Origin of the sequence: Mycobacterium sp. E735, from assembly GCF_001666955.1 — a bacterium.
GTDB lineage: Bacteria > Actinomycetota > Actinomycetes > Mycobacteriales > Mycobacteriaceae > Mycobacterium.
In genome coordinates, this window is sequence record NZ_LZIX01000029.1 from 1 (window position 1) to 22,462 (window position 22,462).

General features: G+C 67.7%; 24 protein-coding genes. 8 read left to right on the forward strand and 16 right to left on the reverse strand.

Annotated elements, in window-relative coordinates; genetic code table 11:
• Positions 1-259 precede the first annotated feature (259 nt).
• Both A5704_RS02705 and A5704_RS02710 read left to right on the forward strand, forming a co-directional pair.
• Positions 260-1,480, forward strand: a complete 1,221-nt coding sequence (locus tag A5704_RS02705) for an acyl-CoA dehydrogenase family protein (protein ID WP_067887290.1) — start codon at positions 260-262, stop codon at positions 1,478-1,480.
• A complete protein-coding gene (locus tag A5704_RS02710; RefSeq protein WP_067755257.1) occupies positions 1,473-2,297 on the forward strand; it encodes a tyrosine-protein phosphatase in 825 nt (274 codons plus the stop codon). Before A5704_RS02705 ends, A5704_RS02710 begins: the two co-directional genes overlap by 8 nt.
• Here A5704_RS02710 and A5704_RS02715 read toward each other — a convergent pair.
• From A5704_RS02715 to A5704_RS02745, 7 genes are all read right to left on the reverse strand, one after another.
• Positions 2,294-3,157, reverse strand: coding sequence for an SDR family oxidoreductase (locus tag A5704_RS02715; RefSeq protein WP_067755260.1), 864 nt, complete (start codon positions 3,155-3,157; stop codon positions 2,294-2,296). The two genes, A5704_RS02710 and A5704_RS02715, sit on opposite strands and share 4 nt — an antisense overlap.
• A gap of 53 nt (positions 3,158-3,210) precedes the next feature.
• Positions 3,211-4,638 carry an aldehyde dehydrogenase family protein gene (locus tag A5704_RS02720; RefSeq protein WP_067755262.1) on the reverse strand — a complete coding sequence of 476 codons (1,428 nt, stop codon included), beginning with the start codon at positions 4,636-4,638 and terminating at the stop codon, positions 3,211-3,213.
• A gap of 129 nt (positions 4,639-4,767) precedes the next feature.
• Entirely contained in the window at positions 4,768-5,697 is a 930-nt protein-coding gene (locus tag A5704_RS02725; protein WP_067887278.1) for an SAM-dependent methyltransferase, read from the reverse strand.
• A complete protein-coding gene (locus A5704_RS02730) occupies positions 5,697-6,638 on the reverse strand; it encodes a class I SAM-dependent methyltransferase (RefSeq protein ID WP_067755268.1) in 942 nt (313 codons plus the stop codon). Before A5704_RS02730 ends, A5704_RS02725 begins: the two co-directional genes overlap by 1 nt.
• A gap of 29 nt (positions 6,639-6,667) precedes the next feature.
• Positions 6,668-7,609, reverse strand: a complete 942-nt coding sequence (locus A5704_RS02735) for a class I SAM-dependent methyltransferase (protein WP_067755271.1) — start codon at positions 7,607-7,609, stop codon at positions 6,668-6,670.
• 72 nt (positions 7,610-7,681) lie between these two features.
• Positions 7,682-8,317: a TetR/AcrR family transcriptional regulator gene (locus A5704_RS02740; RefSeq protein ID WP_067755274.1), complete on the reverse strand. Its 636-nt coding sequence runs from the start codon at positions 8,315-8,317 to the stop codon at positions 7,682-7,684.
• A gap of 2 nt (positions 8,318-8,319) precedes the next feature.
• Entirely contained in the window at positions 8,320-9,303 is a 984-nt protein-coding gene (locus tag A5704_RS02745) for a pirin family protein (RefSeq protein WP_067755277.1), read from the reverse strand.
• Positions 9,304-9,485: 182 nt separating this feature from the next.
• On the opposite strand from A5704_RS02745, the gene A5704_RS02750 reads away from it, so the two are divergent.
• Positions 9,486-11,453 carry a chloride channel protein gene (locus tag A5704_RS02750; RefSeq protein ID WP_067755280.1) on the forward strand — a complete coding sequence of 656 codons (1,968 nt, stop codon included), beginning with the start codon at positions 9,486-9,488 and terminating at the stop codon, positions 11,451-11,453.
• On the opposite strand, the gene dps is transcribed toward A5704_RS02750, so the two are convergent.
• Together dps and A5704_RS02760 are read right to left on the reverse strand one after the other, a co-directional pair.
• Complete coding sequence (dps, locus tag A5704_RS02755; RefSeq protein WP_067780836.1) at positions 11,450-11,995, reverse strand: DNA starvation/stationary phase protection protein Dps; 546 nt, start codon at positions 11,993-11,995, stop codon at positions 11,450-11,452. The genes A5704_RS02750 and dps overlap by 4 nt on opposite strands.
• Positions 11,996-12,089: 94 nt before the next feature.
• On the reverse strand, positions 12,090-13,004 hold the full coding sequence (locus A5704_RS02760; RefSeq protein ID WP_197498984.1) for a DNA-3-methyladenine glycosylase: 915 nt from the start codon (positions 13,002-13,004) through the stop codon (positions 12,090-12,092).
• A 48-nt stretch (positions 13,005-13,052) separates the two neighbouring features.
• Here A5704_RS02760 and A5704_RS02765 point away from each other — a divergent pair, with 48 nt between their 5' ends.
• Entirely contained in the window at positions 13,053-13,451 is a 399-nt protein-coding gene (locus tag A5704_RS02765; protein ID WP_067755290.1) for a nuclear transport factor 2 family protein, read from the forward strand.
• On the opposite strand, the gene A5704_RS02770 is transcribed toward A5704_RS02765, so the two are convergent.
• The 4 genes from A5704_RS02770 to A5704_RS02785 all read right to left on the reverse strand — a co-directional run bounded on the left by A5704_RS02770 (position 13,448) and on the right by A5704_RS02785 (position 16,304).
• The gene (locus A5704_RS02770; protein ID WP_067755293.1) at positions 13,448-13,828 is read right to left on the reverse strand and encodes a DUF427 domain-containing protein; all 381 of its coding nucleotides are present in this window, start codon (positions 13,826-13,828) and stop codon (positions 13,448-13,450) included. The genes A5704_RS02765 and A5704_RS02770 overlap by 4 nt on opposite strands.
• A gap of 59 nt (positions 13,829-13,887) precedes the next feature.
• A complete protein-coding gene (locus tag A5704_RS02775) occupies positions 13,888-14,703 on the reverse strand; it encodes a class I SAM-dependent methyltransferase (protein WP_067755296.1) in 816 nt (271 codons plus the stop codon).
• 78 nt (positions 14,704-14,781) lie between these two features.
• Positions 14,782-15,801 (reverse strand): NAD-dependent epimerase/dehydratase family protein, encoded by a 1,020-nt coding sequence (locus A5704_RS02780; RefSeq protein ID WP_067755299.1) that lies wholly within the window; start codon positions 15,799-15,801, stop codon positions 14,782-14,784.
• On the reverse strand, positions 15,798-16,304 hold the full coding sequence (locus A5704_RS02785) for a nuclear transport factor 2 family protein (RefSeq protein ID WP_067755302.1): 507 nt from the start codon (positions 16,302-16,304) through the stop codon (positions 15,798-15,800). Before A5704_RS02785 ends, A5704_RS02780 begins: the two co-directional genes overlap by 4 nt.
• Before the next feature lie 90 nt (positions 16,305-16,394).
• Here A5704_RS02785 and msrA point away from each other — a divergent pair, with 90 nt between their 5' ends.
• Positions 16,395-16,907 (forward strand): peptide-methionine (S)-S-oxide reductase MsrA, encoded by a 513-nt coding sequence (gene msrA, locus A5704_RS02790; RefSeq protein ID WP_067755305.1) that lies wholly within the window; start codon positions 16,395-16,397, stop codon positions 16,905-16,907.
• Positions 16,908-16,916: 9 nt separating this feature from the next.
• Here msrA and A5704_RS02795 read toward each other — a convergent pair whose 3' ends face one another.
• Positions 16,917-18,233, reverse strand: a complete 1,317-nt coding sequence (locus A5704_RS02795; protein ID WP_067755308.1) for a cytochrome P450 — start codon at positions 18,231-18,233, stop codon at positions 16,917-16,919.
• A gap of 131 nt (positions 18,234-18,364) precedes the next feature.
• On the opposite strand from A5704_RS02795, the gene A5704_RS02800 reads away from it, so the two are divergent.
• The 3 genes from A5704_RS02800 to A5704_RS02810 are packed head-to-tail and all read left to right on the forward strand — an operon-like array spanning position 18,365 to position 20,275.
• Positions 18,365-18,976 carry a TetR/AcrR family transcriptional regulator gene (locus A5704_RS02800; RefSeq protein WP_067755311.1) on the forward strand — a complete coding sequence of 204 codons (612 nt, stop codon included), beginning with the start codon at positions 18,365-18,367 and terminating at the stop codon, positions 18,974-18,976.
• 39 nt (positions 18,977-19,015) lie between these two features.
• The gene (locus A5704_RS02805; protein WP_067887281.1) at positions 19,016-19,228 is read left to right on the forward strand and encodes a molybdopterin-binding protein; all 213 of its coding nucleotides are present in this window, start codon (positions 19,016-19,018) and stop codon (positions 19,226-19,228) included.
• 3 nt (positions 19,229-19,231) lie between these two features.
• A complete protein-coding gene (locus A5704_RS02810; protein ID WP_067755314.1) occupies positions 19,232-20,275 on the forward strand; it encodes a zinc-binding dehydrogenase in 1,044 nt (347 codons plus the stop codon).
• Between the two features lie 3 nt (positions 20,276-20,278).
• Here A5704_RS02810 and A5704_RS02815 read toward each other — a convergent pair whose 3' ends face one another.
• Both A5704_RS02815 and A5704_RS02820 read right to left on the reverse strand, forming a co-directional pair.
• Positions 20,279-21,169 (reverse strand): alpha/beta fold hydrolase, encoded by an 891-nt coding sequence (locus tag A5704_RS02815; RefSeq protein ID WP_067755317.1) that lies wholly within the window; start codon positions 21,167-21,169, stop codon positions 20,279-20,281.
• Between the two features lie 29 nt (positions 21,170-21,198).
• Complete coding sequence (locus tag A5704_RS02820; protein ID WP_067755326.1) at positions 21,199-22,434, reverse strand: sulfotransferase; 1,236 nt, start codon at positions 22,432-22,434, stop codon at positions 21,199-21,201.
• Between the last annotated feature and the right edge of the window lie 28 nt (positions 22,435-22,462).

A 22,462-nucleotide genomic window follows, 5' to 3' on the forward strand; every position in this document is an offset into this window, starting at 1 on the left:
GCGGACGGGATGCGGTCATGCCGTCCATGGTGCTCGACGGCAATCGCGACACATAAACGTCTGCGACGACACGCCGCAGCCGGACGCAATGGGTTATGTCTCGCGGACCCGCGACCACTCGCCCTACCGTGAGACCGCAACCACGCACACCCGTCGCGGCGTGTCGTGTGCGAGGTTTCAGTGTCGCGCGGGTGAACCAAAGCACTCGCCATATGGGGCCACCCCACACGTGTCCTATCGTGGCGGCATGGACTTCGCGATGTCGGACAAAGCCAACGACTACCACAAGCGACTGTCCGACTTCATGACCGAGTACGTCTTCCCGGCCGAGGCCGACTACGACAAGTACCGGCACGAGGCCGGCCCGAACGATCACACCGTCCCGCCGATCATCGAGGAACTCAAGACCAAGGCCAAAGCGGCCGGGCTCTGGAACCTGTTCCTGCCCGCCGAGTCGGGCCTGACCAACCTCGAATACGCGCCGCTGGCCGAGCTCACCGGCTGGAGCCTGGAGATCGCGCCGGAGGCGCTCAACTGCGCGGCACCGGACACCGGCAACATGGAGACCCTGCACCTGTTCGCCACCGAGGAACAGCGCAAGCAGTGGCTTGAGCCGTTGCTGGCCGGCGAAATCCGCAGCGCCTTCTCGATGACCGAGCCCGCGGTCGCCAGCAGCGACGCCCGCAACATCGAGACTTCCATCCTCCGCGACGGCGGCGACTACGTGATCAACGGGCGCAAGTGGTGGACGTCCGGCGCGTCGGACCCGCGCTGCAAGATCCTGATCGTGATGGGGCGCACCAACCCCGAGGCGGCCAGCCATCAGCAACAGTCGATGGTGCTGGTGCCCATCGACACCCCCGGCGTGACCGTGGTCCGCTCGACCACCGTCTTCGGTTACCAGGACCAGCCCGGGCACTGCGAGATCATCTACGACAATGTCCGGGTGCCGGTCACCAACCTGCTCGGCGAGGAGGGCGGCGGCTTCGCGATCGCCCAGGCCCGGCTGGGACCGGGCCGCATCCACCACTGCATGCGCGCACTCGGTGGCGCCGAACGCGCGCTGGCCCTGATGGTGGACCGCGCCAGCAAGCGGGTGGCATTCGGCCGCCCGCTGGCCGAGCAGGGCGTGGTTCGGGAGGCAATCGCTAAGTCGCGCAACGAGATCGACCAGGCCCGCCTGCTGTGCCATAAGGCGGCGTGGACCATCGACCAGCACGGCAACAAGGCCGCCCACACGCTCGTCTCGCAGATCAAGGCGGTGGCGCCGCAGGTGGCCTGCGACGTGATCGACCGCGCGATCCAGGTGCACGGCGCCGCCGGGGTCAGCGAGGACACGGTGCTGGCCCGGTCGTACGGCTGGCACCGGGCCATGCGCCTCTTCGACGGCCCCGACGAGGTGCACATGCGGACCATCGCACGCGCCGAACTCGGCCGGGAGAAATCTCCGCTCGCCGCGGCGGTCACCTCGCATGACTGACACGCTGCGAGAGCTGTCCGGCGCGTGGAACTTTCGCGACGTCGCCGACAGCGCCGGCGGGTTGAAACCCGGACGGCTGTTCCGTTCCGGTGAGCTCAGCCGCCTCGATGACGAGGGACGGGACACGCTGCGCCAGTTAGGGATTACCGACGTCGCCGATCTGCGTGCCGCGCGCGAGGTCGCCCGGCGCGGCCCGGGACTGGTTCCCGACGGCGTCGAAATCCATCTGCTGCCCTTCCCCGATCTCGGCGACGAGGAGCCAGACGACGATGACGCGCCGCACGAAACGGCGTTTCGACGGCTGTTCCAGGGCGATCCCGACCAGTCGGACGAAGAGGTCAACGAGGCCGCCGTCCGCCACATGACCGACGAGTACCGCCAATTTCCCACCCGCAACGGGGCGCAACGCGCTGTGCGGCATGTCTTTTCGTTGCTGGCGGCGGGGCGTCCAGTGCTCACCCACTGCTTCGCGGGTAAGGATCGCACCGGTTTTGTGATCGCCACCGTGTTGGAGACGATCGGCATCGACCACGACACCATCGTCGCCGATTACCTGCGCAGCAACGCCGCGGTGCCCCAACTGCGCGAACACATCTACGAGATGATTCAGCATCGCTCCGACGTCGAATTGACGCCGGAGGTGGTCACGTTCACCAAGGCGCGGCTGGCTGACGGTGTGCTTGGCGTGCGTCCGGAATACCTGGCTGCCGCGCGCGAGACGATAGACGCACGGTTCGGCTCGCTGAACGCCTACCTGCTCGATGCAGGCGTCACGCAGGCGGACATCGACCGCCTGCGTGACCAACTGCTGGTCTAACCCAGCTTGAAGTTCGCCTGCTTGGCCGCCGACAGGTCGTCGATCTCCGACCAGTGCGCGGCGACGTCCTCGACTGACGGCGGCTTGTCGAAGTTGGCGCCCTCGTTCTGGAACAGAGCCACCCGCTGCACCTTGCCTCCGCCGACGACGAAAACCGAAGCGGAGTTGGGGTTTTCCTCGGTGCACAGGTAGGCCACCACCGGCGCGACGTACTCGGGCGTCAGCTTCTCGAGCACCTCCTTGGGCAGGATGTCCTCGGTCATTCGGGTGGCCGCGATCGGCGCGACGGCGTTGGCGTGAATGTTGTACTTCGCGCCCTCCTGGGCCAGCGTGTTGATCATGCCGACCAGGCCGAGCTTGGCCGCGCCGTAGTTGGTCTGACCGAAGTTGCCGAACAGGCCGCTGGTGGAGGTGGCGACGACGACCCGGCCGTAGCTCTGCTCCCGGAAATGCGGCCACGCGGCGCGCAGCACGTTGTACCCGCCGTAGAGGTGGACCTTGAGCACGGCGTCCCAGTTGTCGTAGGTCATCTTGTGGAACGTGCCGTCGCGCAGGATGCCGGCGTTGCTCACCACACCGTGGATGGCGCCGAACTCGTCGAGCGCCGTCTTGATGATGTTGGCCGCGCCGTCGGGGTCCGCGACGCTGTCATAGTTGGCGGCCGCGCGCCCACCCGCGTCCCGGATCTCCTTGACCACCTCGTCGGCCATGTTGTGGCCGGCGCCCGTACCGTCGCGCGCACCGCCGAGGTCGTTCACGATGACGCTGGCGCCCTCCCGGGCAAGGGTCAGGGCGTATTCACGGCCCAATCCCCCACCGGCTCCGGTGACGACGATGACGCGATCCTGCACTCCGGGCATCAGGTTCCTCTCTACGATGAAAACGAGCGTCTAGCAAGCGATTTGGAGCAGTGTCAGAACATCCTGCGGGCCATCTTCATGGCACGCTCGGTGTACGGCGGGTAGATGAAGCTCGACAGGTCGGGCCGGGTCGGCTTGGTCAGCACCGACTTGCGGTGACTGAACTCCTCGAAACCGTACCGGCCGTGATAGGCGCCCATACCCGACGCCCCGACCCCACCGAACGGCAACTTGGCCGTCGACACCTGGAAGGCCAGGTGGTTGACCAGCATGCCGCCGGCCGGCACTTCCTTGATTACCCGCTCGCGGGTCTCCCGGGTCTTGGTGAACAGGTAGGCGGACAGCGGCTTTGGCCGCGCGTTGATGAAACGTATTGCCTCGTCGAGGGATTGGACGGTCACCACCGGCAGCACCGGCCCGAAGATCTCGTTCTGCATCAGCGGGCCGTTCGGGTCGGGGTCGACCACCACGGCGGGCTGGATGCGCAGACTCGAGGCATCACAGGCCCCGCCGACCGCGACCTTGCCGTCCCCGCTGGCGAGGTAGCCGCTGATCCGGTCGAATTGACGTTGATTGACGATCCGCATCCCGTTGGGTTTGTCCGCCGTGAACTTCGCGATGGCGGCACCGATCTTGCTCACCAGCTCGTCGCTGATCTTGGCGTCCGCCAACACATAGTCGGGCGCGACGCAGGTCTGGCCCGCGTTCAGCAGCTTCATCCACGCGATCCGCTTGGCGGCGACATCGACGTCGGCGTCGGCCGCCACGATCACCGGGCTCTTGCCGCCGAGTTCGAGCGTGCACGGGGTCAGGTGGGGTGCGGCCCCCTCGTACACCTTGCGGCCGATCTCGGTGCCGCCGGTGAACAGCAGTCGGTCGAGGCCCTGCGCGATCAGCTCCTGGCTGACCGACCCGTCGCCCTCGACCACGGCGATCGCATCGTTGTCGAGGTACCTGGGCACCAGTTCGGCCATCAGGTGCGCGGACGCCTCGGCGATCTCCGAGGGCTTGAGGATGACGGCGTTGCCGGCGGCGATCGCGCCGACGGCGGGCCCCAGGGTCAGGTAGAACGGGTAATTCCACGCGCCGATGATCAGCACGGTGCCGTAGGGTTCGTATTCGATCCAGCCACGGCCGGGCAGCTGCGGCATCTCGAGCAGCTGGTAGCGGCGCCGCGTCCACCTGCGCACTCGCTTGGCCGCAAACTTCGCCTCGCCGGCGGTGGTCGCGATGTCGGCGATGAACGCCTCGAACGGGCTGCGGTCCAGGTCCTTGGCGAGAGCGTCCGCGATGGCCGCCTCGTTCTCTTCCATCAGCTTCGCCAGCTGCAGCAGCTGCCGCTTGCGCCACTCGATGTCGCGGGTGCGCCCCGTCGCGAACGTCTTGCGGAGCCGTGCCACCGTTGCGGGAACGTCTACCTGCTGAGCGGTCGGCGCGCCGTTGGTGGCGGATGTCTTGGGTGTAACCGATTCGGTGGTCATCGTCGTCCTTCCCCTGCTTCGGTCATCCCGGGCGCGCCCGCTGCTCGTCGCACAAGCGCTCATGGGTGATAACCGCGATCCTAACCATCCGGTTGGGAGAGCAGTTAGAAAGGATCTGGCTGCGGCCGGTCAGGGTTTGGTGGCGGTCACATAGGTGATCACAAACGGCCGGCCATCGGGCTGCGGCGGCCGTCCCAGCCGGAGCGCCTCTTCGTGCCCGTCGACCACCCCGGTGATCCAGCCGTGCGCGGTGAACCAGTCCGCACAGTCGGGCCTCTCCCCGTCCTCGAACCACAAGTCGAAAGGATTGAAAGAGGTGTCTTGGCCGCGCGCTTCGCGCTTGGCGCGCAATTCGGCAAACCTCGCCTCCGCTTCCCGGCGCCTCTCCGGGTCGATGCCGAAGTCTTCGACCGAGACCTGGCTGCCCGATGCGCTCAGCCCGTCGATAGCGACGAACAGGGCTTCCTGCGCCGCCACCGGCAGGAACGGCAGCAGCCCTTCGGCCAGCCACGCGGTCGGCTGACCCGCGTCAAAACCCTTGTCTCGCAATGCTCGTGGCCAGTCGTGGCGCAAGTCGACGGGGACGGGCCGCCGGTCGGCGAGCGGCGTCGCACCGTGCTTGGCGAGCGTCTCGGTCTTGTATTCCAGCACCTTGGGCAGATCGATCTCGTAGACGACGGTGTCGGCCGGCCAATCCAACCGGTAGGCGCGCGAATCGAGACCGGCGGCGAGGAGCACCACCTGCCGAATGCCGGCCTGTGCGGCGGCGGCGAAATACGCATCGAAGAAGCGGGTCCGCACCGCCTGCGAGTCGATCATGTTCTGAGACCGGACCGAGAAGTCTTCGTCTTCCGGGTCGTCCGGGTCCCCGGCCCACCACGCGGCCACCTGCTCGCGAACTCCCGCCAGCTCGGGCGTGGAGACCAGCGGCTCGGCGAACTGGTCACGGATGAGCGGCTCGTCGCTGGCGGTCTCTGCGGCACGGGCCAGGGCGACCATCACCGCGGTCGCGCCGACGCTGGTGGCGATGTCCCAGGAGTCGTCCAGCGAGCGCGGCATTAAAGCCGCTCGGCGACGACGAAGTCGGAGAAGGCGTCCTTGTCGTTGTCCACCTCCGCGCTTTGCACCCTGCGGTTCAGGCGGTGCATCTCGTCGATCGAATTCTGCGCGGTGGCGCGCCAGCCGTGCTCGTTGAGCCACTCGGTGAGGTCCGCACGGTGCTCGTCGCGGTACATCAGCTCGCCGACGTCGACGGTCTCCTCCAGGCCCAACTCGTCGGCGACCTTCCTGAACCGTTCCCGCATCTGCTGGCGACGCTCCTCGGCGTGCATGGGTGCCGTCTCGGCCGAGACGCGGCTGCCGGCCGGGCTCAGCTCGCCGATTTGGGTGAACAGCTTGTCCTGGGCCTCGGCGGGCAGATACATCAGCAGTCCCTCGGCGAGCCAGGCCGTCGGCCGGGTCGGGTCGAAGCCGGCGGCGCGCAGCGCGGCGGGCCAGTCCTCCCGCAGGTCGATGGCAACCTCGCGGCGATCGGCGGACGGGGTGGCGCCGCTTTCGGCCAGCGTGGCCGATTTGTACGCCAGCACCTGCGGCTGGTCGATCTCGTAGACGACGGTGCCGGCCGGCCAATCCAGCCGGTAGGCCCGGGAGTCCAGCCCCGACGCGAGGATCACCACCTGCCGGATTCCGGCGGCCACGGCGTCGGCGAAGTAAGAGTCGAAGAAGTGGGTCCGCACCGCCTGGTAACCGCGCATGTGCCGGATGCGGGCGGCGGATTCTTCGTCGATGGCCTCGATCTTGGCAACGACCTCCGGGTCCAGCATCGCCTCCCACAAGACCGCGGCCCCGGCGTTGTTGACCAGCAGCCGGGCATAGGGGTCGCGGATCAGCGGATCGGGCTGCTCGGTTTCGATGGCGCGCGCGGCGGCCACCATGACCGCCGTGCTGCCGACGCTGGTTTTGATGTCCCAGGTGTCGTCGTGGGTGCGCAGTGAACTCATCGGGTTGCTCCTCGGGTCCTTGGCGTAGGTCAGGCGGTCGGGTCGTCGAGACGGGCCCGCAGCAGGATGCTGCGCACCGCGTCGTCGACCAGGTCTTCGGGTACCGGGCGGCCCAGCCGGGCCATCTCCTCGCGGTTGTCCACGGCCCGCACCTGCCAGCCGTGGTCGGTCAGCCACTGGGCCGCGTCCGAACGGTCCGGCTCGTCATAGGTCAGCGCCTGGACGTTGACGTCCAGGCCCAGCCGTTCGCGCATCCGCAGCCAGCGCCGCGAATTGCTCCGCTTGTTCATGCCGAACGCCTCGATGGCGACCTGGCTTCCCGGGGCGCTCAGGGCGGTGAACATTTCGAAGAGGCGGTCTTGCGCGTCGCTCGGCAGGTACGGGAGCAAGCCCTCGGCCAGCCAGGCCGTCGGTTGGGTGCGGTCGAACCCCGCCGCGGCCAATGCCGCCGGCCAATCGTCACGCAGGTCGACGGGGACCGGGCGGCGGCTGGCGGTGGGGGTGGCGCCGTGGCGCTGCAGCACTCCGGTCTTGTACTCGAGCACCTGGGGCTGGTCGATCTCGTAAACCGCGGTGCCGTGCGGCCAGTCGAGGCGGTACGCCCGCGAGTCCAGTCCCGCGGCCAGGATGACCACTTGCCGGATTCCGGCCATCGCGGCGTCGGCGAAGTACTCGTCGAAGAAGTGCGTCCGCACGGCCTGGTAGTCGATGCCGATCCGGTGCGCGCGCCGGCCGGGCTCGTCGCCGTCGAGCCAGGCCAGCTCGGGGTCGGCGAGCCGTTCCCAGGCCGGGCCGGCCGACGACACGAGGATGCGCGCGAACTCGTCGCGGATGAGCGGATCATTCCCCGCGGTTTCCGCCGCGCGCGCCGCCGCGACGCCCAGCGCGGTGGCACCGACGAGTTCGGTGATGGCCCAGCTGTCGCCGGCGGATCTCAGGGAAGGCGGTAACGACTCGTCCAGATCAGTCATGACCTGACGATCTTACCGGGATAAGTTAGTTAGCCTATACGCTTTGTGCGCAACTTCACTGCCGGCGCGGGTCTAGGCGTTGGACCGCCGGAACGCTCCCTCGAGCAGCCGCCGAATCATTCCGGTGATGGACAGCAGGGCTTCGGGACCTTGAACGAAGCCCGCGTACAAACCCACCCCGCACATCAGCACGAGCAGTGCCTCGATCAACGCCGGCACGTCGACGTCGGCGGGGACCTCGCCGCGCTCCAATCCGTCGTTGACGACGCGAACGAGGAATTCGCGGCAGATCCGCACGGAGTCGTTTTCGGCTGTTTTCCATTCCGGGTGCCGCTGCGACTCGAGCACCCCGGAGATAATCAACGCCGACCCGGCGGGATTCTCGGAATTGGCGCGGGCCGCCGCGGATATGAATGCGGTCAGTTGCCCCACCAGTGTGGTCTCCCGCTCGGCCTGTCTGATCCCGCTTCCGATGATGGCTTCGTTGGTTTGCTCCAACAACTCCCGATACAGGACGCGCTTGCTGGAGAAGTAGTGGTTGATCGCCGGCCGGGTCAGGTCGGCGCGGGCCGCGATGGCCTGGAACGTCGCCCCGTCGTATCCCCGCTCGCTGAACACAAGGCGGGCCGCCTGCATGATCCGCTGTCGCGTCTCATCGGCCTTTGCGGCTGGGGGGCGTCCAGGCCTGCGGCTCACCCCTGAAGACATCGTTAAAGTGTGCCATTGCCATGGTGTGGCATTAGCGCGTTTGGCGGAATGCTGCCGAACTTTCCAGCCTCGTAGTCCTGCACCGCCTCGACCAATTCCGCCCTCGAGTTCATCACGAATGGCCCGTAGTGGAATACCGGTTCGCGAATGGGTTGGCCGCCCAGCAGCAGCACATCCATGGCGCTAGTGCGCGACGATTCCTGCGCCTGGTCGGCGCCCACGGTGATCCGATCCCCGGGGCCGAGCACGGCCAGTTGGCCCTGCCGAATCGGATGAGCGACCGGACCGACGCATCCGCTGCCGGACAGCACGTAGACGAGCGCGTTGAAGTCGCGCCGCCACGGCAGGTTCAGCCGAGCGCCGTTTTCGATTGTCGTGTGCGCGAGCGTGATCGGCGTGTGGGTGATCCCGGGCCCCCGATGACCGTCGACCTCGCCCGCGATGATGCGCACCAGCGCCCCGCCGTCGTCGGAGGCGATCAGCTTCGCGTCGCCCCCTTCGATGGCCTGATAGCGCGGGGGCGCGAACTTGTCCCGCTTCGGCAGGTTCACCCACAGCTGGATGCCGTGGAACAGGCCGCCGCTGTCGACCAGTTCCGCGGGCGGCGTCTCGATGTGCAGGATCCCCGAACCGGCGGTCATCCACTGCGTGGCACCGTCGGTGATCAGGCCGCCGCCCCCGTGGGAGTCCTGGTGGGCGAACTTGCCGTCGATCATGTAGGTGACCGTCTCGAACCCGCGGTGTGGGTGCCAGTCGGTGCCCCTCGGCTCACCGGGTTGGTACTCGACCTCACCCATCTGGTCCATGTGCACGAAGGGGTCCAGCGCGGCGGCGCTGACCCCCGCGAAGGCCCGGACGACGGGGAAGCCCTCCCCCTCGTAGCCGCGCGGGCCGGTGGTGATCGATCGGACCGGCCGCTCGGTCTCGGCCGGGACGGCGGCGCCGATCCGTGGCAATGTCAGCGTGTTGGCGGTGATGGCGGGCATGTGACCTCCGTAAATGTGAACGTTTCGTATAACCGGACTGCAGTCCAGTTATTCCCCGGCTCCTGCCTGCTCGGGCGATGGTTGAGTAGGGCAATATTTGCTCTGGGAAAGGGTCGGCGGTCCCGCACAATCGTTTGGACGGTCGACGAGCAAAGCGGGGCCGTCGGGGGAAGGATGCGCTGATGGGGCAAAAACCGACGGCCGCCGCTCCCATCCGGACCACCCGGCCCGTCTCCCGCGCCGTGGGTCAATTCGCCGGCTGGCTGCGCGCGAACCGGCTCGGGCTCTTCTGCGTGGCAATCGTGGTCGGCCTTGGCGCCGGGATTGGCGCGGTGGCGTTCCGCTACCTGATCTTCGGCTTTACCTGGCTGGCGACGGGGCACGACGAGTTCGGCCAGGACGGTTGGGTGGGCAGCGACCATCTGCCCTGGCTGGGGATCGGCTTCTTCGTGGTCATCCCCGTCGTCGGCGGATTGCTATACGGACCGCTGATCTCGCGGTTCGCCCGAGAGGCTCGCGGCCACGGAGTCCCGGAAGTCATGATCGCGGTGGCCGAGAACGGCGGCCGCATCCGCCCCCAGGTGACCGTGGTGAAAGCGCTGGCCTCCGCGCTGTGCATCGGCACCGGGGGCTCCGTTGGCCGGGAGGGGCCGATCGTGCAGATCGGCGCGGCGCTCGCGTCCGGCTTCGGTCAGTGGGTGCGAATGCCGGAGAACCGGCTGCGCGTGCTGGTGGCCTGTGGCGCCGCGGGCGGCATCTCCGCCACCTTCAACGCCCCCATCACCGGGGTGTTCTTCGCCGTGGAGCTGATCCTCCGGGAACTGTCCGTCGAAGCAATCTTCACGATCATGCTCTCGTCGATGGTTGCCGACGTGGTCGCCCGCGTGTTCTTCGGCTCCGCGCCGTTCCTCACCGAGCTGCCCGCCGGGATCGAATTGGACCACATCGCCAATTACCTGTTGGTGGCGCTCCTAGCGGCGATCGCCGGGCTCATCGGGATCCTCTTCAAGAACGTTCTCTACAAGACCGAGGATCTGTGCGACCGGGTCTGGGGCAGCCGCCCGGATTGGGCCCGGCCAGCGGTCGGCGGAATCGTGCTCGGCCTGCTATTGCTGGCTGTCCCACAGCTCTATGGGGTGGGCTATCCGGTGATGTATGCCGCCTTCGCCGGGCACTATGCGCTATGGCTGTTGCTGGTCCTGGCCGCCGGCAAGATGCTGGCCTGCAGTCTGACCATCGGGATAGGCGGATCCGGCGGGGTGTTCGCTCCTTCTCTCTTTGTGGGGGCCACCTCCGGCATGGCTTTTGGGTTGTTCGTTCAGCACACCATCGGCACCGCCGTCGGGCATCCGGCCCTGTACGCGATCGTGGGCATGGGGGCCGTGTTCGCGTCCGCAGCCAGAGCCCCGCTCACCGCACTGGCCAGCACGGTCGAGATGACCGGGGATTTCACCCTGACCCTCCCGGTCATGCTGGCCGTGGCCGTCGGGACCACAGTGTCCCGCGGGGTCTCCTACGGCACCATCTACACCACCAAGCTGCTGCGCCGTGGCATTGACATCGATCGGCCCAAACCCACCCACGCCTTCGCCGACCTCACCGCAGCCGACGCGATGCACAGGTTCGCCGTCCCCCTGGATTTGACCCGTCCGACCGGCACCGTCGGTGGCGACCTCACCGCCTTGCTCGGCCCCCTCACCCGGATACGCGAACCGCAGGCGCTGTTCGCCAACGACAGCCTTGCCCAGGCGTTGCGCCAGCTCGTCCTATTCGGGCGTGACGGGCTGCCGGTCATCGACACCGAGGCCCGATCTGTCCAGGGCTGGCTGACAAATCAGAACGTGTTACGCGCGGTCGCCGCGTCCTTCACCGACATGGCGGCGGACGCGCAACCGGCAATGCCTGACCACGACCCGCACAGCGAGCTCGACGGCTACTGCATCATCGAACACACCCTGGCCGAAGATTCGATGGCCGTCGGCCGGCTCCTGGGCGACCTCGAATTCCCGAACGACCACCTGCCCGTGTCGGTGCTGCACAACCGACGGCTCATCGACGCCGACGCCAGGTTACGGCTTTCGGTGGGCGACCGGATCAACATCCTGGCGCCCAAAAACGGTGCCGCGCAGGAGAATGCGTTACCCGACTAGGAGCTGCGAGCGGTGCTCGCCGCGTCCTTCTCGGTGGTCGACCCCTCGTGCGTCAACGTCCCGCCCGCGCTCTCCAGGTGCGCCCGCACGAACCACTGGAACTTCTCCAGGTTCCCGGCCTGATCGATCAGCAGGTCCTGCGTGACCGGGTCGAGCTCCTCGGTCTCCTCGATGCACTTACGGATGTCCTCGATGACGCCGGTGTAGACCAGGTCGAGCGCCGCGAGGTGGGCCTGGACGGTGTCGCGGCCGACCGAATAGTCGTCCCAGGTGCGGTCTTTGATGATGGCCCCCGGCGTGCCCTGCGGTGACCCGCCCAGGGCGGCGATGCGCTCGGCGACGTCGTCGGCGAAACCGCGGACCGCATCCACCTGCGGGTCGATCATCTCGTGCACACCAATGAAGTTGGGCCCCACCACATTCCAGTGCACGTGCTTGAGGGTGAGGTGAAGGTCGTTGTAGGTGCTCAGTTGTTTCTGCAGCAGTTCGGTCAGCCGGGCTCCCTGCTTGTCGGTGAGTCCCGGGATGGTGAACTGTGTCATCGATTTCCTCCGTTTCGCACACGGTCACGTCTTCGGGGTTGGTTACCCGATGGCCGTTGCTGAAAACCCGGGGCCGGCGAGGCGATGACCACGTTTAGAGGTTGCTGATGTGCTGCACCGGCAGCCGGGCGCCCCGCCGCGGCTCATATGCCAGACCGCTGGCCTCGAGCAACCGGACCACCCGGTGGCGGTGCGGTCGCATGGGTTCGAGCAGTTCGACCATGCCGGCGTCGTCGACCGGGCGGCCGATCAACGTCCAGCCGATCATTTTCGGGATGTGATAGTCGCCCACCGACAGCGCGTCGGCGTCACCGAACGCCCGTTGCGCCGTCTCGGCGGCGGTCCATTCGCCCACGCCCGGCAACGACATCAGCGCCGCACGGGCCTGCGCCGCCGGACGGGATGCCAGTCGTTCCAGGCTGCTGGCCCGCTGCGCGCACGTCACCACCGTCCGCGCACGTCCGGGATCGACATTGGCGCGGTGGAACTCCCACGACGGGATGTAGCGCCACGACTCGGCCGATGGCGGCACCCGCATCCTGGCCGGCGCCGGTCCCGGGGCGGGCGACCCGTACTTGGACACCAGCAGCCGCCACGATCGAAACGCGTCGGCGCCCGGCACCCGCTGCTCGATGATCGCGGGAATCAGCGCCTCGAGCACCAACCCGGTGCGACCCAGGCGAAGGTGGGGCACCCGGCGCTGCGCGGCGGCGACGGTCGGGTGGTGGGGCACGAAATCCGAGGCGTCGTCCTCGAGGCCGAGCAGCGCGGGCAGCCCCTCCACGAACTCCGGCGCCCCGCTTCCCCACGCGACGCAGTGCGCGGCGTTGGCGGCGGCCCGGCTGATCCGGGCGGTGACGGGTCCGGTGGGCAGCAGGCTGGTTCGCCAGATCGCGCCGTCGCCGGACGCCTGGAAACAGGGGTCCCCGGCCCCCCGCCGAAGCGGCGCCAACGTATGCCCGAAGCTGACCGCCCCCGGGAAAGTGACCGTGCGCGCGCTCTCCACCAACCAAATCTCCGATTGACCGTTAACGATGTGCCAAGTCAATATTGCGATGTGATGACGCCGTTCGATGACCCGCAGGGCGAACTGGCTTGGATGTTTCTACAGAGTGCGAGCGACGGCGGCGATCTCGACGAGGGCTTCACGCTGCTCAGCGACGACTTCACCTACTGGACTCTGCTCACGCGCTCCGAGTGTGACAAGGAAACGTTCCGGCGGGCGATCGAGCGCCGCAAACAGCAACTCGAGTTGACCATCGACCTGGTGCGCTGTGTCAACGAGGGAGAGACCGTGGTCGTCGAGGCGCAGGCCACCGGCACCACCACCGCCGGCGTCGAGTACGACAGCCCGTTCGTCTGCATCTTCGACACCCGCGACGGACTGATCGTCTCGATGCGCCTGTACAGCGACACCCGGGCGCACGAGGCCGCGCTTCCCGGGTGGACGTACTAGGAAGCCGACACGCTGATTTCGGCCTTGTTCGGGTAGAAGGCCACGTGGCCGGCGATCGCCGCGACCGCGGGATAGGGCTGCTCGTACGTCCAGATGACGTCCTCGACGATGTCGCCGTGCGAACCCGTCACGCTGTAATAGCTGGCCTCGCCCTTGAACGGGCAGTACGTGCTGGTGTCCGTGCGGGTCAGCCGGTCCTGCACCACGTCACTCATCGGAATGTACTGCACCGCAGGCAAACTGGCTTCCCGTAATTCCAGGGCGGCCGTCGTGTCGGCTACCAGCTCGCCGTTGACGCGAACCTGTACCCGCCCCTTCGTCGGCTCGATGGTGATCGGGTGGCCAGCGCTTGGCTCTTTGATTTCGGGGTGGCTCATGGTTTCCTCCTAGACGCCGATGGACGTTGCAACGCCATCCGGGTCTCGGGGCTTCCCGATCAGGGCGGCCCGAACGCGTAGCGGTGGTATTGCGCCATGTTGGCGACGGCCTCAACCAGCGACATGACCTTTCCCAGCGCCCGTGTGGAGCGCGGGAGTTGCGCGAATGTGTACGACTCGAACCACCGCTCCCAGGCCAGGAGCCGTACACCCGGCACCGCGTCGACGATGTCGTCAGGCCCGTTGATCGCCCACGACAGCGTGGATCCCGAACGGCGCACGACGGTGTTGAGCCACTGCGACTTGATCCCGAGCGAGTTGAAGGCGTCGAACTGCAGCTCACCCGAGCCGAAGTGATCGACCACGCGGCGCAGCAGTGCGGTGCCGTCCTGCTCGGTGAGGTACATGGTCAGCCCCTCGCCGATCATCAGCGCGGGACGGTCCGCGGGAATGTCCCGGAGCCAGGCCGGGTCGGTGACGGAGGCGGCGATGACCCGATAGTGGTCGCGCGCGGGGTAGAGCTGCGCGCGCAGCGCGGCGACTTCGGGGTAGTCGACGTCGTACCACTCGACGCCCGGGCCCGGCTGCACCCGCAGACACCGGCTGTCCAGTCCGCAGCCCAAGTGCAGCACGACGGCTCGTGGGTGCGCCGCAAGAAATTGGCGGACCCAGGCATCGAAGTGCGCGGACCGGGTGGTGACCGACGGTGCCCTGCGCGCCGTGATGGTGGTCTTTTTCCAGTCGTAGTCGATGCGTCGGACGATCTCCTTGGCATACTCGTCGCCGAGGATCGGTGTCTCGAAGTCGGCGTCCAGCGCCTTGGCGTACAACGTCGCCAGCATCGTCTGGGGCGCCCCGCTGAGGTCAACGCTCACCCTTTCGGCAGTCACGCCGCCCGAGGCTAGCCGCGCCGCGACCGCGCCAGCCGTGTTGAACGCGCGGCGGCGCGGCGTTCAGCCCGGAGTCGCGCTCTTGCCGCTGGCGACCTTCAGCTCCGACCAGAACCGCGCCGCCTCACGGATCGATTCCTCGACCGGCCGCGGCTGCCAGCCCAATTCCCGCTTCGCCTTGCTGCTGTCCACGTCGGCTTCGGCGCGCATCATCCGCACCGAGGCCAGGCTGAGCTCGGCGTCCTTCCCGGTGAGTCGGGCCTTGAGCGTGCCGGCCGCCGCCAGGGCGTAGAGCATCGGGACGGAAATCGAGCGTTGCGGCGGTGGAACGCCGACCTCGTCGGCCGCGATGCGGACGACGTCGTTCAAAGCGATCATCCGCTCAGAGACGAGGTATCGCTCGCCGATGCGCCCGCGCTCGGCCGCCAGGATCATGGCCCGCGCCGCGTCGTCGACGCCGACGACTTCCAGCGCAATGCCGTTCATCAGGAACGGCAGCTTGCCGAAGACCGCGCCGGCGATGAAGGCGCCGTGCGGAGTGCCGCCCCAGTCCCCGCTGCCGTAGGTCGTCGACACGCACATCGCGATGGCGGGCAGGCCGGCCTCGGCCACATACCGCAGCACCAGATTCTCGGCTTCCAAACGCGATTGGACGTAGGGGGTCAGGCGGCGGGACCGGATCACGTCGTCCTCGGTCGCCACGTGGCCATGCCGCCGGCCCACCGTCGTATAGGTGCTCGTGAAGATGAACCTGCGCAGGTCCGGTTGGTTGACGGCGACGTCGAGAACGTTGCGCAGGCCTTCGACATTGGTGCGGAACAGCGGCGTCGGGTCGCGCAGCCATGCGCGGGTGTCGACGACGCAGTAATAGACGTCGTCCACACCGTCCATCGCCTCCCGCAGCGTGGCGTCGTCGAACACGTCCCCGTGGAAGCGGGTCAGCTCGAGGTCGTCGATCGAGCGGGTGTTGGCGTTCGGGCGCACCATCGCCCGCACCGGGAACCCGTCGGCCACGAGCTGGCGGGTGACATGCGAACCCAGGAAGCCGTTGGCGCCGATGACGAGCTTGGGCTTGGTGCTCACTGGGCTCCTCCGTTCTCGTGCATCCACCGCGCCGCGTCCTCGTCGAGCGTGCCCAGCGCCTGGGCCTTACGGCACCACTTCATCCCGGCCCGCAGGAAGCGCAGCGGGTTATAGATGTCTTCCTGGCGGCGCCACAACCCGTCCCCCGCGTACGTGACGATCGAGATGTTGGTCGCGCTGATGACGCTCCCGTCCCCCGGGTCGCGCATCGGGTTGTCCAGTTCGCAGATGATCCGCCCGGTGGGCTCGTCGATGACGGACCACAACGACGGGAACGCCACCATGTGGCTGCCGGGATACGTGGTCATCGTCCGCTTGATCCACTGGCGGACCTCGTCGCGTCCGTGCATCGTGCCGGCCGCGTGCTCGACGTACTCGACGTCGGGGGTGTACTGCTCGACCCAGGCGTCCCAGTCGTGGGTTTCGGCGGCCCGGGCCACCGTCTGCTCGAACTTCTCGAAGGCGGCGGCTAGTTCGCCGCGGGAAAACGTAGGAGTCGTCATGCTGCGGCACTTCCCGAAATCGTCGCGACGTTGCGGCTCATCGGCGGAGTGTAGCCTGGGCGGCATCGTGGCCGGTTAGGAGGACGAGCAATGGCAACCGAAAAAGCGGTACTCGCCGGCGGCTGTTTCTGGGGGATGCAGGAACTCATCCGCAAACAGCCGGGCGTGGTTTCGACGCGGGTCGGATACACCGGCGGCGACGTCCCCAATGCGACCTACCGCAACCACGGCACGCACGCCGAGGCCATCGAGATCGTCTACGACCCGGCGGTCACCGACTACCGCACCATGCTCGAGTTCTTCTTCCAGATCCACGATCCGACGACGAAGAACCGCCAGGGCAACGACCGTGGACTCAGTTATCGGTCCGCCATCTTCTACCTCGACGAGGAGCAGAAGCGCATCGCGCTGGACACCATCGCCGACGTCGACGCGTCGGGGTTGTGGCCCGGCAAGGTCGTGACCGAAGTCAGCCCGGCCGGCGATTTCTGGGAGGCCGAGCCCGAGCACCAGGACTACCTGCAGCACTACCCGAACGGGTACACCTGCCACTACATCCGCCCGGGCTGGAAACTGCCGCGCCGGGCCACGGCCGACCAGTAGGCGCCCGGCTCAGCGCCGGCGCACCACGATCCGGCCGCCGTCCTTGGGCGTGTAGGCGACGCCGCGGCCGTGCCACCGCTCTCCGGGTGCGGTCGTGGTCTCGATGGTGAAGTGCCGCAGCACCGTTCGCAGCACGACGTCCATCTCCATGTTGGCGAACGCCGCCCCCACGCACCGGCGGGTGCCACCGCCGAACGGGATCCACGCGAAGGCCGACGGCTTGGTCCCGATGTAGCGTTGCGGATCGAAGCGCTCCGGATTCGGGAAGACTTCGGGGTTTTCGTGAATCTGCGCGATGCTCACCAGGATTGACTTGCCGCGGGGGATGACCCACTCCCCGAGCTGGTACCGCGGGGGGTAGACGCGCCGGGCGGCGAAATCGATCACCGTCCGGGCCCGCTGGACTTCGAGGATGGTCGCCTGACGTAACTCCTGGCCGTCGGTGTCGGCCTCGTCGACCAGACCGGCCAGCACGTCCGGATGCCGGGTCAGCCGCTCGAACGCCCAGCCCAGCGTGGAGGCCGTCGTTTCATGACCGGCGGCCAGCAGCGTGAGCAGTTCGTCGCCAATGTCCTTGCGCGACATGACCGAACCGTCGTCGTAGGTGCTGCGTAACATCAGGGCGAGCACGTCGCTGCGCTCGTCGAAGTTGGGATCTGCCCGCTCGGCTTCGATCAGCCTGTCGATGACGGCGTCGTACCGGCGGCGCCACTCGTCCAGGCGCCCCCATGGGGTGAAGCGCCCGTAGCTGCGCCGCGGTTTGGGCATCGTCGCCATCCGCGAGCCCAGCGTGACCCACGGCGGGATGAGGCGGCGCAGCTCGTCGAGCTCGGCGCCTTCGGCCCCGAAAACCGCGCGCAGGATCGCGTTGAGCGTGATGCGCATCATCGACGGCAGAGTCGCGAACGCCTCACCCTCCGGCCAGCCCGCGGTCTCCCGCAGGGTCTCTTCTTCGATGATCGACTCGTACTTCTTCATGCTCTTGCCGTGGAACGGCGGCGCCAACAACCGGCGGCGACGGCGATGGTCCTCCCCGTCGAGCGCGAACACGGAGCCGGAGCCGAACAGCCGGCTCAGGTTGGGCTGGATGTTGCCGAGCTCGTCGGGGCTGGTGGTGAAGATCTGCTTGGCCAGTTGCGGGTCGGCCACCACCACGACCTCGCCGTACATGGGCAGGTTCAGCGCGAAGACGTCGCCGTACCGACGGGCCAGGCGCTGGATCATCCCGCGCCGTGAGATCGCAAAACCCAGACCCTGCAACAGCTTTGGCAGGCGAGCCGCCGGGGGCAACCGGACGGCCGCGGGGGCGGTGACGACTTCACTCATGGCGGGCTGCTCCCCATCATCTCCCCCGGACGCCGGGGTGGTACCGCGGTGTACCAAAACCTTTCCCGATACGGTACTCTGTGGTACCAACCGATGACAAGAGGGTGCCGCACCGATGGAAGGGGCCGCCCGTGAGCCCAGCGGCGACAGCGACGGCTGACGAAGCGGTCCTTGGCGACCCGTTTCGGCTGAGGTTGCTCGACGGCCTCGCCGCCTCCATCGCCGAGCGCGGTTACCGCGCCAGCACGGTCGCCGACGTCGTTCGTCACGCCCGCACGTCCAAGCGCACCTTCTACGACCAGTTCGCAAGCAAAGACGAGTGCTTCCTCGAGCTCTTGGGCACCGACATCGAAAGGCTCGGTGAGTGCATCGCTGCGGCCGTCGATCCCGAGGCCGACTGGCATCAGCAGATACGCCAGGCGGTCGAGGCGTACGTCGGCTACATCGAGTCCCGGCCGGCGATCACGCTCAGCTGGATTCGGGAACTGCCCTCGCTCGGCGCCGCCGCCCGCCCGGTACAGCGCCGCGGGCTGCAACTGCTGTCAAGTCTGCTGATCGACCTCAGCGCCAGCCCCGGCTTCCAGCGAGCCGAGCTGCCTCCGCTGACCGCCCCGTTGGCGGTCATCCTGCTCGGCGGTCTGCGCGAACTGACCGCGCTCGCCGTCGAAGACGGAAAACCGGTGCGGGGCATCGTGGAGCCGGCCGTCGACGCCTCCATCGCCCTGCTCGGCCCGCGACAGTAGGGTCGAGCACAGAACCTCAACCGAACAAAGGACCTTGCGATGCGGCTGTCGACCCGGAACCAACTCAAAGGGACCATCACCGAGGTCGACCTCGGCAGCGTGATGGCGATCGTGGAGGTCAAGCTCGACGGCGGTGAGCAGATCGTCACGTCCTCCGTCACCAAGGACGCCGCGATCGATCTCGGGCTCGAGGCCGGGCAGCCGGCGACCGTATTCATCAAGTCCACGGAAGTCACCATCGGGGTCGACTAGCCCATGGCGCCGACGATGCGCGCCGAGCGCTTCTACGCAGACACCAGAACCGTTGCGCTCGAAGACGTTCCGATTCCCGAGCCGGGCCCCGGCGAAGTTCTGGTCAAGGTCGCCTTCTGCGGCATCTGCCACTCGGACCTGAGCCTGATCAACGGCACTTTCCCGGCGCAGCAGCCCGTGGTGACCCAGGGCCACGAGGCGTCGGGCACCGTCGCGAAACTGGGGCCGGAGGTGACCGGCTGGGACGAGGGCGACCGGGTGGTGGTCCCCGCCGGCCGGCCGTGCCGACGCTGCGCGAACTGCCGCCGCGGCGATGGGGTCAATTGCCTGCGAATCCAATTGATGGCATTCGCCTACGACGGGGCGTGGGCCGAATACACCGTGGCGCAAGCGACGGGGCTGACGCGGGTGCCCGACAACGTTCCGCTGGAGCAGGCGGCGATCCTGGCCGACGCGGTGTCCACGCCGTTCGGGGCCGTCGTCCGGACGGGTAAAGTCACGGTCGGTGAATCGGTCGGCGTGTGGGGCGTGGGCGGGGTCGGCACCCACATCGTCCAGCTCGCGCGGCTGGTCGGCGCCGCACCCATCATCGCCGTCGACATCAACCCCGCAGTGCTGGAGCGGGCGTTGACCCTCGGCGCGGACTACGCGTTCGACCCCCGCGACGACGGGCTGAGGGACAACGTCGCGGAAGTCACCGGCGGGCGGCTGCTCGATGTGGCCTTCGACGCCGTCGGGCGAAAGGTGACGTTCGAGCAGGGGCTCGACTGCCTCACACCCGGTGGCCGGCTGGTGGGTGTCGGGATGAGCGCCGAGGCGCCGACCGTCGGGCCCACCTCCCTGTTCGGGTTGACCCACAAGCAGGTGCTCGGGCACTTGGGATATCAGAACGTGGACATCGAGACGCTGGCGAAGTTGGTTTCGGCTGGGCGCCTTGACGTTTCGAGGTCAATCAGCGAGATCGTCGCGCTGGAGGACGTGACGGAGGGCATCGAGAAGCTCGAGCGCCAGGACGGCAACCCCATCCGGATCCTGGTGCAGCCCTGACGCCTATCCTTCGCCGCGCAGGAAGGTCCGAACCCGGTCGAGCACCAGCTCCGGGCGCTGGTCGATGATCCAGTGTCCGACCCCGTCGACCAGCTCCACTTTGAAATCGCTGATGTGGTCGGCATACCCGTCGGTGAGGTCGGGAGTGATCACCGGGTCTTGGGTGCCGGTGAGCCAGCGGACCGGCACCTCGACGTGCGCGTCGTCGAACTCGCCGCGCATCCAGCGCAGCATCTCCCCGGTCTGGAAGCTGCGATACCAGCGCGAGCCCGCCTCCGCGTGGCCGGGCTGACGCATGCACTCGGCGTAGATGCGCAGGTCGTCCTCGGGCAGTGCGTAGCCGCCACCCACCCACGAGCCGAGCACGCGGCTCGCCCTCGAGTTGAGATTGCCGATCATCCGCGGCCCGACGACCGGAAGCGAAATCGGGATCTGATACCAGAGCCGCCAAAAGTTCCGCGCCGCACGCAGATCGCGCTTCACCCACGGCGCCACCGTGTTGACTCCGAAGAACCCGCTCACCTTCTCCGGGTGGCGCAGCATCATGATGAACGCGGCCGGTCCGCCCCAATCATGCGCGACGAGCTTGACCGTCGCCACACCGAGGCGATCCAGGACGGCCGCCAGGTCGTCGGCCATCTCGGTCTTGGTGTAGCTCGTGCGGGGCGCCGAGCTCCAGCCGGCGCCGCGCAGGTCGGGGCACAGCACGCGATAGCCGTCGGCGGCCAGCGGGCCGATCAGGTTGTGCCATTCCCACCAGTTCTGCGGGAAACCGTGCACCAACATCACCGCCGGCCCTTCGGCGGGGCCCGCATCCGCGACGTGGATCGTCACGCCGCCTCCGAGCTCCACATACCTATGTTCGACACCGTCCAGCGCGGGCATATTGACCATGAATGGAGAACGTAGCCGCCTGCCGCGGGTTAGGCCAGAAACCGCTCGACATAAGGCGCGAACCGGTCGCGCAGGTCGGCCTCGTCCAACCCGAACATCGCGCAGGACGTCGCAACGTTCCCCAGCCGACCGCGCCGATGGCCCGCCAGGTACTCGTCGATCGCCGACTTGGCGTCGTCGCCGAACGGCTCGCCGGCCAGCGCGTACACCCGTTGGGCGACGCCGATTTCGTCGGCCATGAAGTCGTCGAACCGGACGTCGATCGACCGATCCGGGCCAATCGTGTCGCGATCGCGGACGAGCGCGGTCAGCATGTCGTCCAAGCGGTCGATCCACGACGCCGCGATCTCCTCCACCGGGACCGGCGAGCGGTGCATGCGCGCGGAGTAGGTGATCATCGCGATCATTGACAGCGCCACCGGCACCGGGTCGCGGTGGGTGAAAACGACGATGCTGCCGGGGAAGACGCGATCGAGCACCGGCACCTGCTCGAGATGCTGGGGCGACTTGAGCAGCCAGCGCCGCCCGCCGCGCAAGAACTGCATGGCCTTGAGTTGCCGGGCGAGGTATTCGTAGTGCGGCGTCTGGTCGTGGGTCTGGTAGTAGGCACGCCAGCGCGGCACGTGGGCCAGCGTCTCGAAAAGCATGGTCGAGAAGTCGTTGGCCAGCAGCTGGATCTCTTCGTGGACGTGCTCGGTGGTCATCTCGTGCATCAGCGGGAAATAGGGCATCACGGTGTTGATCACGCCGACCGCCACGTCCATCCGCGCGCGCCGCGGATCCGGCTCGATCCCGGCCTCGGCCGGCAGCGGGAACGGTTCGACGCTTTCCCAGTACGGCATGGTGCGGAACGTGGGCGGGGCCGCCAGCAGGTTGTGCAGATGGGTGGTGCCGGTGCGCGGCAGCCCCGCGATCACCACCGGCGGTCGCAGCTCGATGTCGTCGATCTCGGGATGCCGCCGCACCAGGTCGGTCAACAGCAGCCGGTTCTTGAGCAGCTGCAGCAGCTGCCCGAAGAAATTGACCGTGCCCGCGTCGTGGCGGCCGTCGATGTCACGCAGCGCGGCCAGATAGACGTCGAGCCGCTCCCCGTAGTCCGGCGGCCCGAAATCGTCCAGGCCGGTGTCGGCGGCGGCCCTGGCGTGCAGCGCGTCGGCGTCCAGTGGGCAGTCCGGCGCCAGCGAGGCCATCATGTCGAGGATTTGCCGGGCCTCGGGGCTGAAGCGGGGCTCGGCGAGGTCATCAAGGCGAACGGCGTCGGTCACGGCGACTTATGTTACTCTCGGTTTCGTA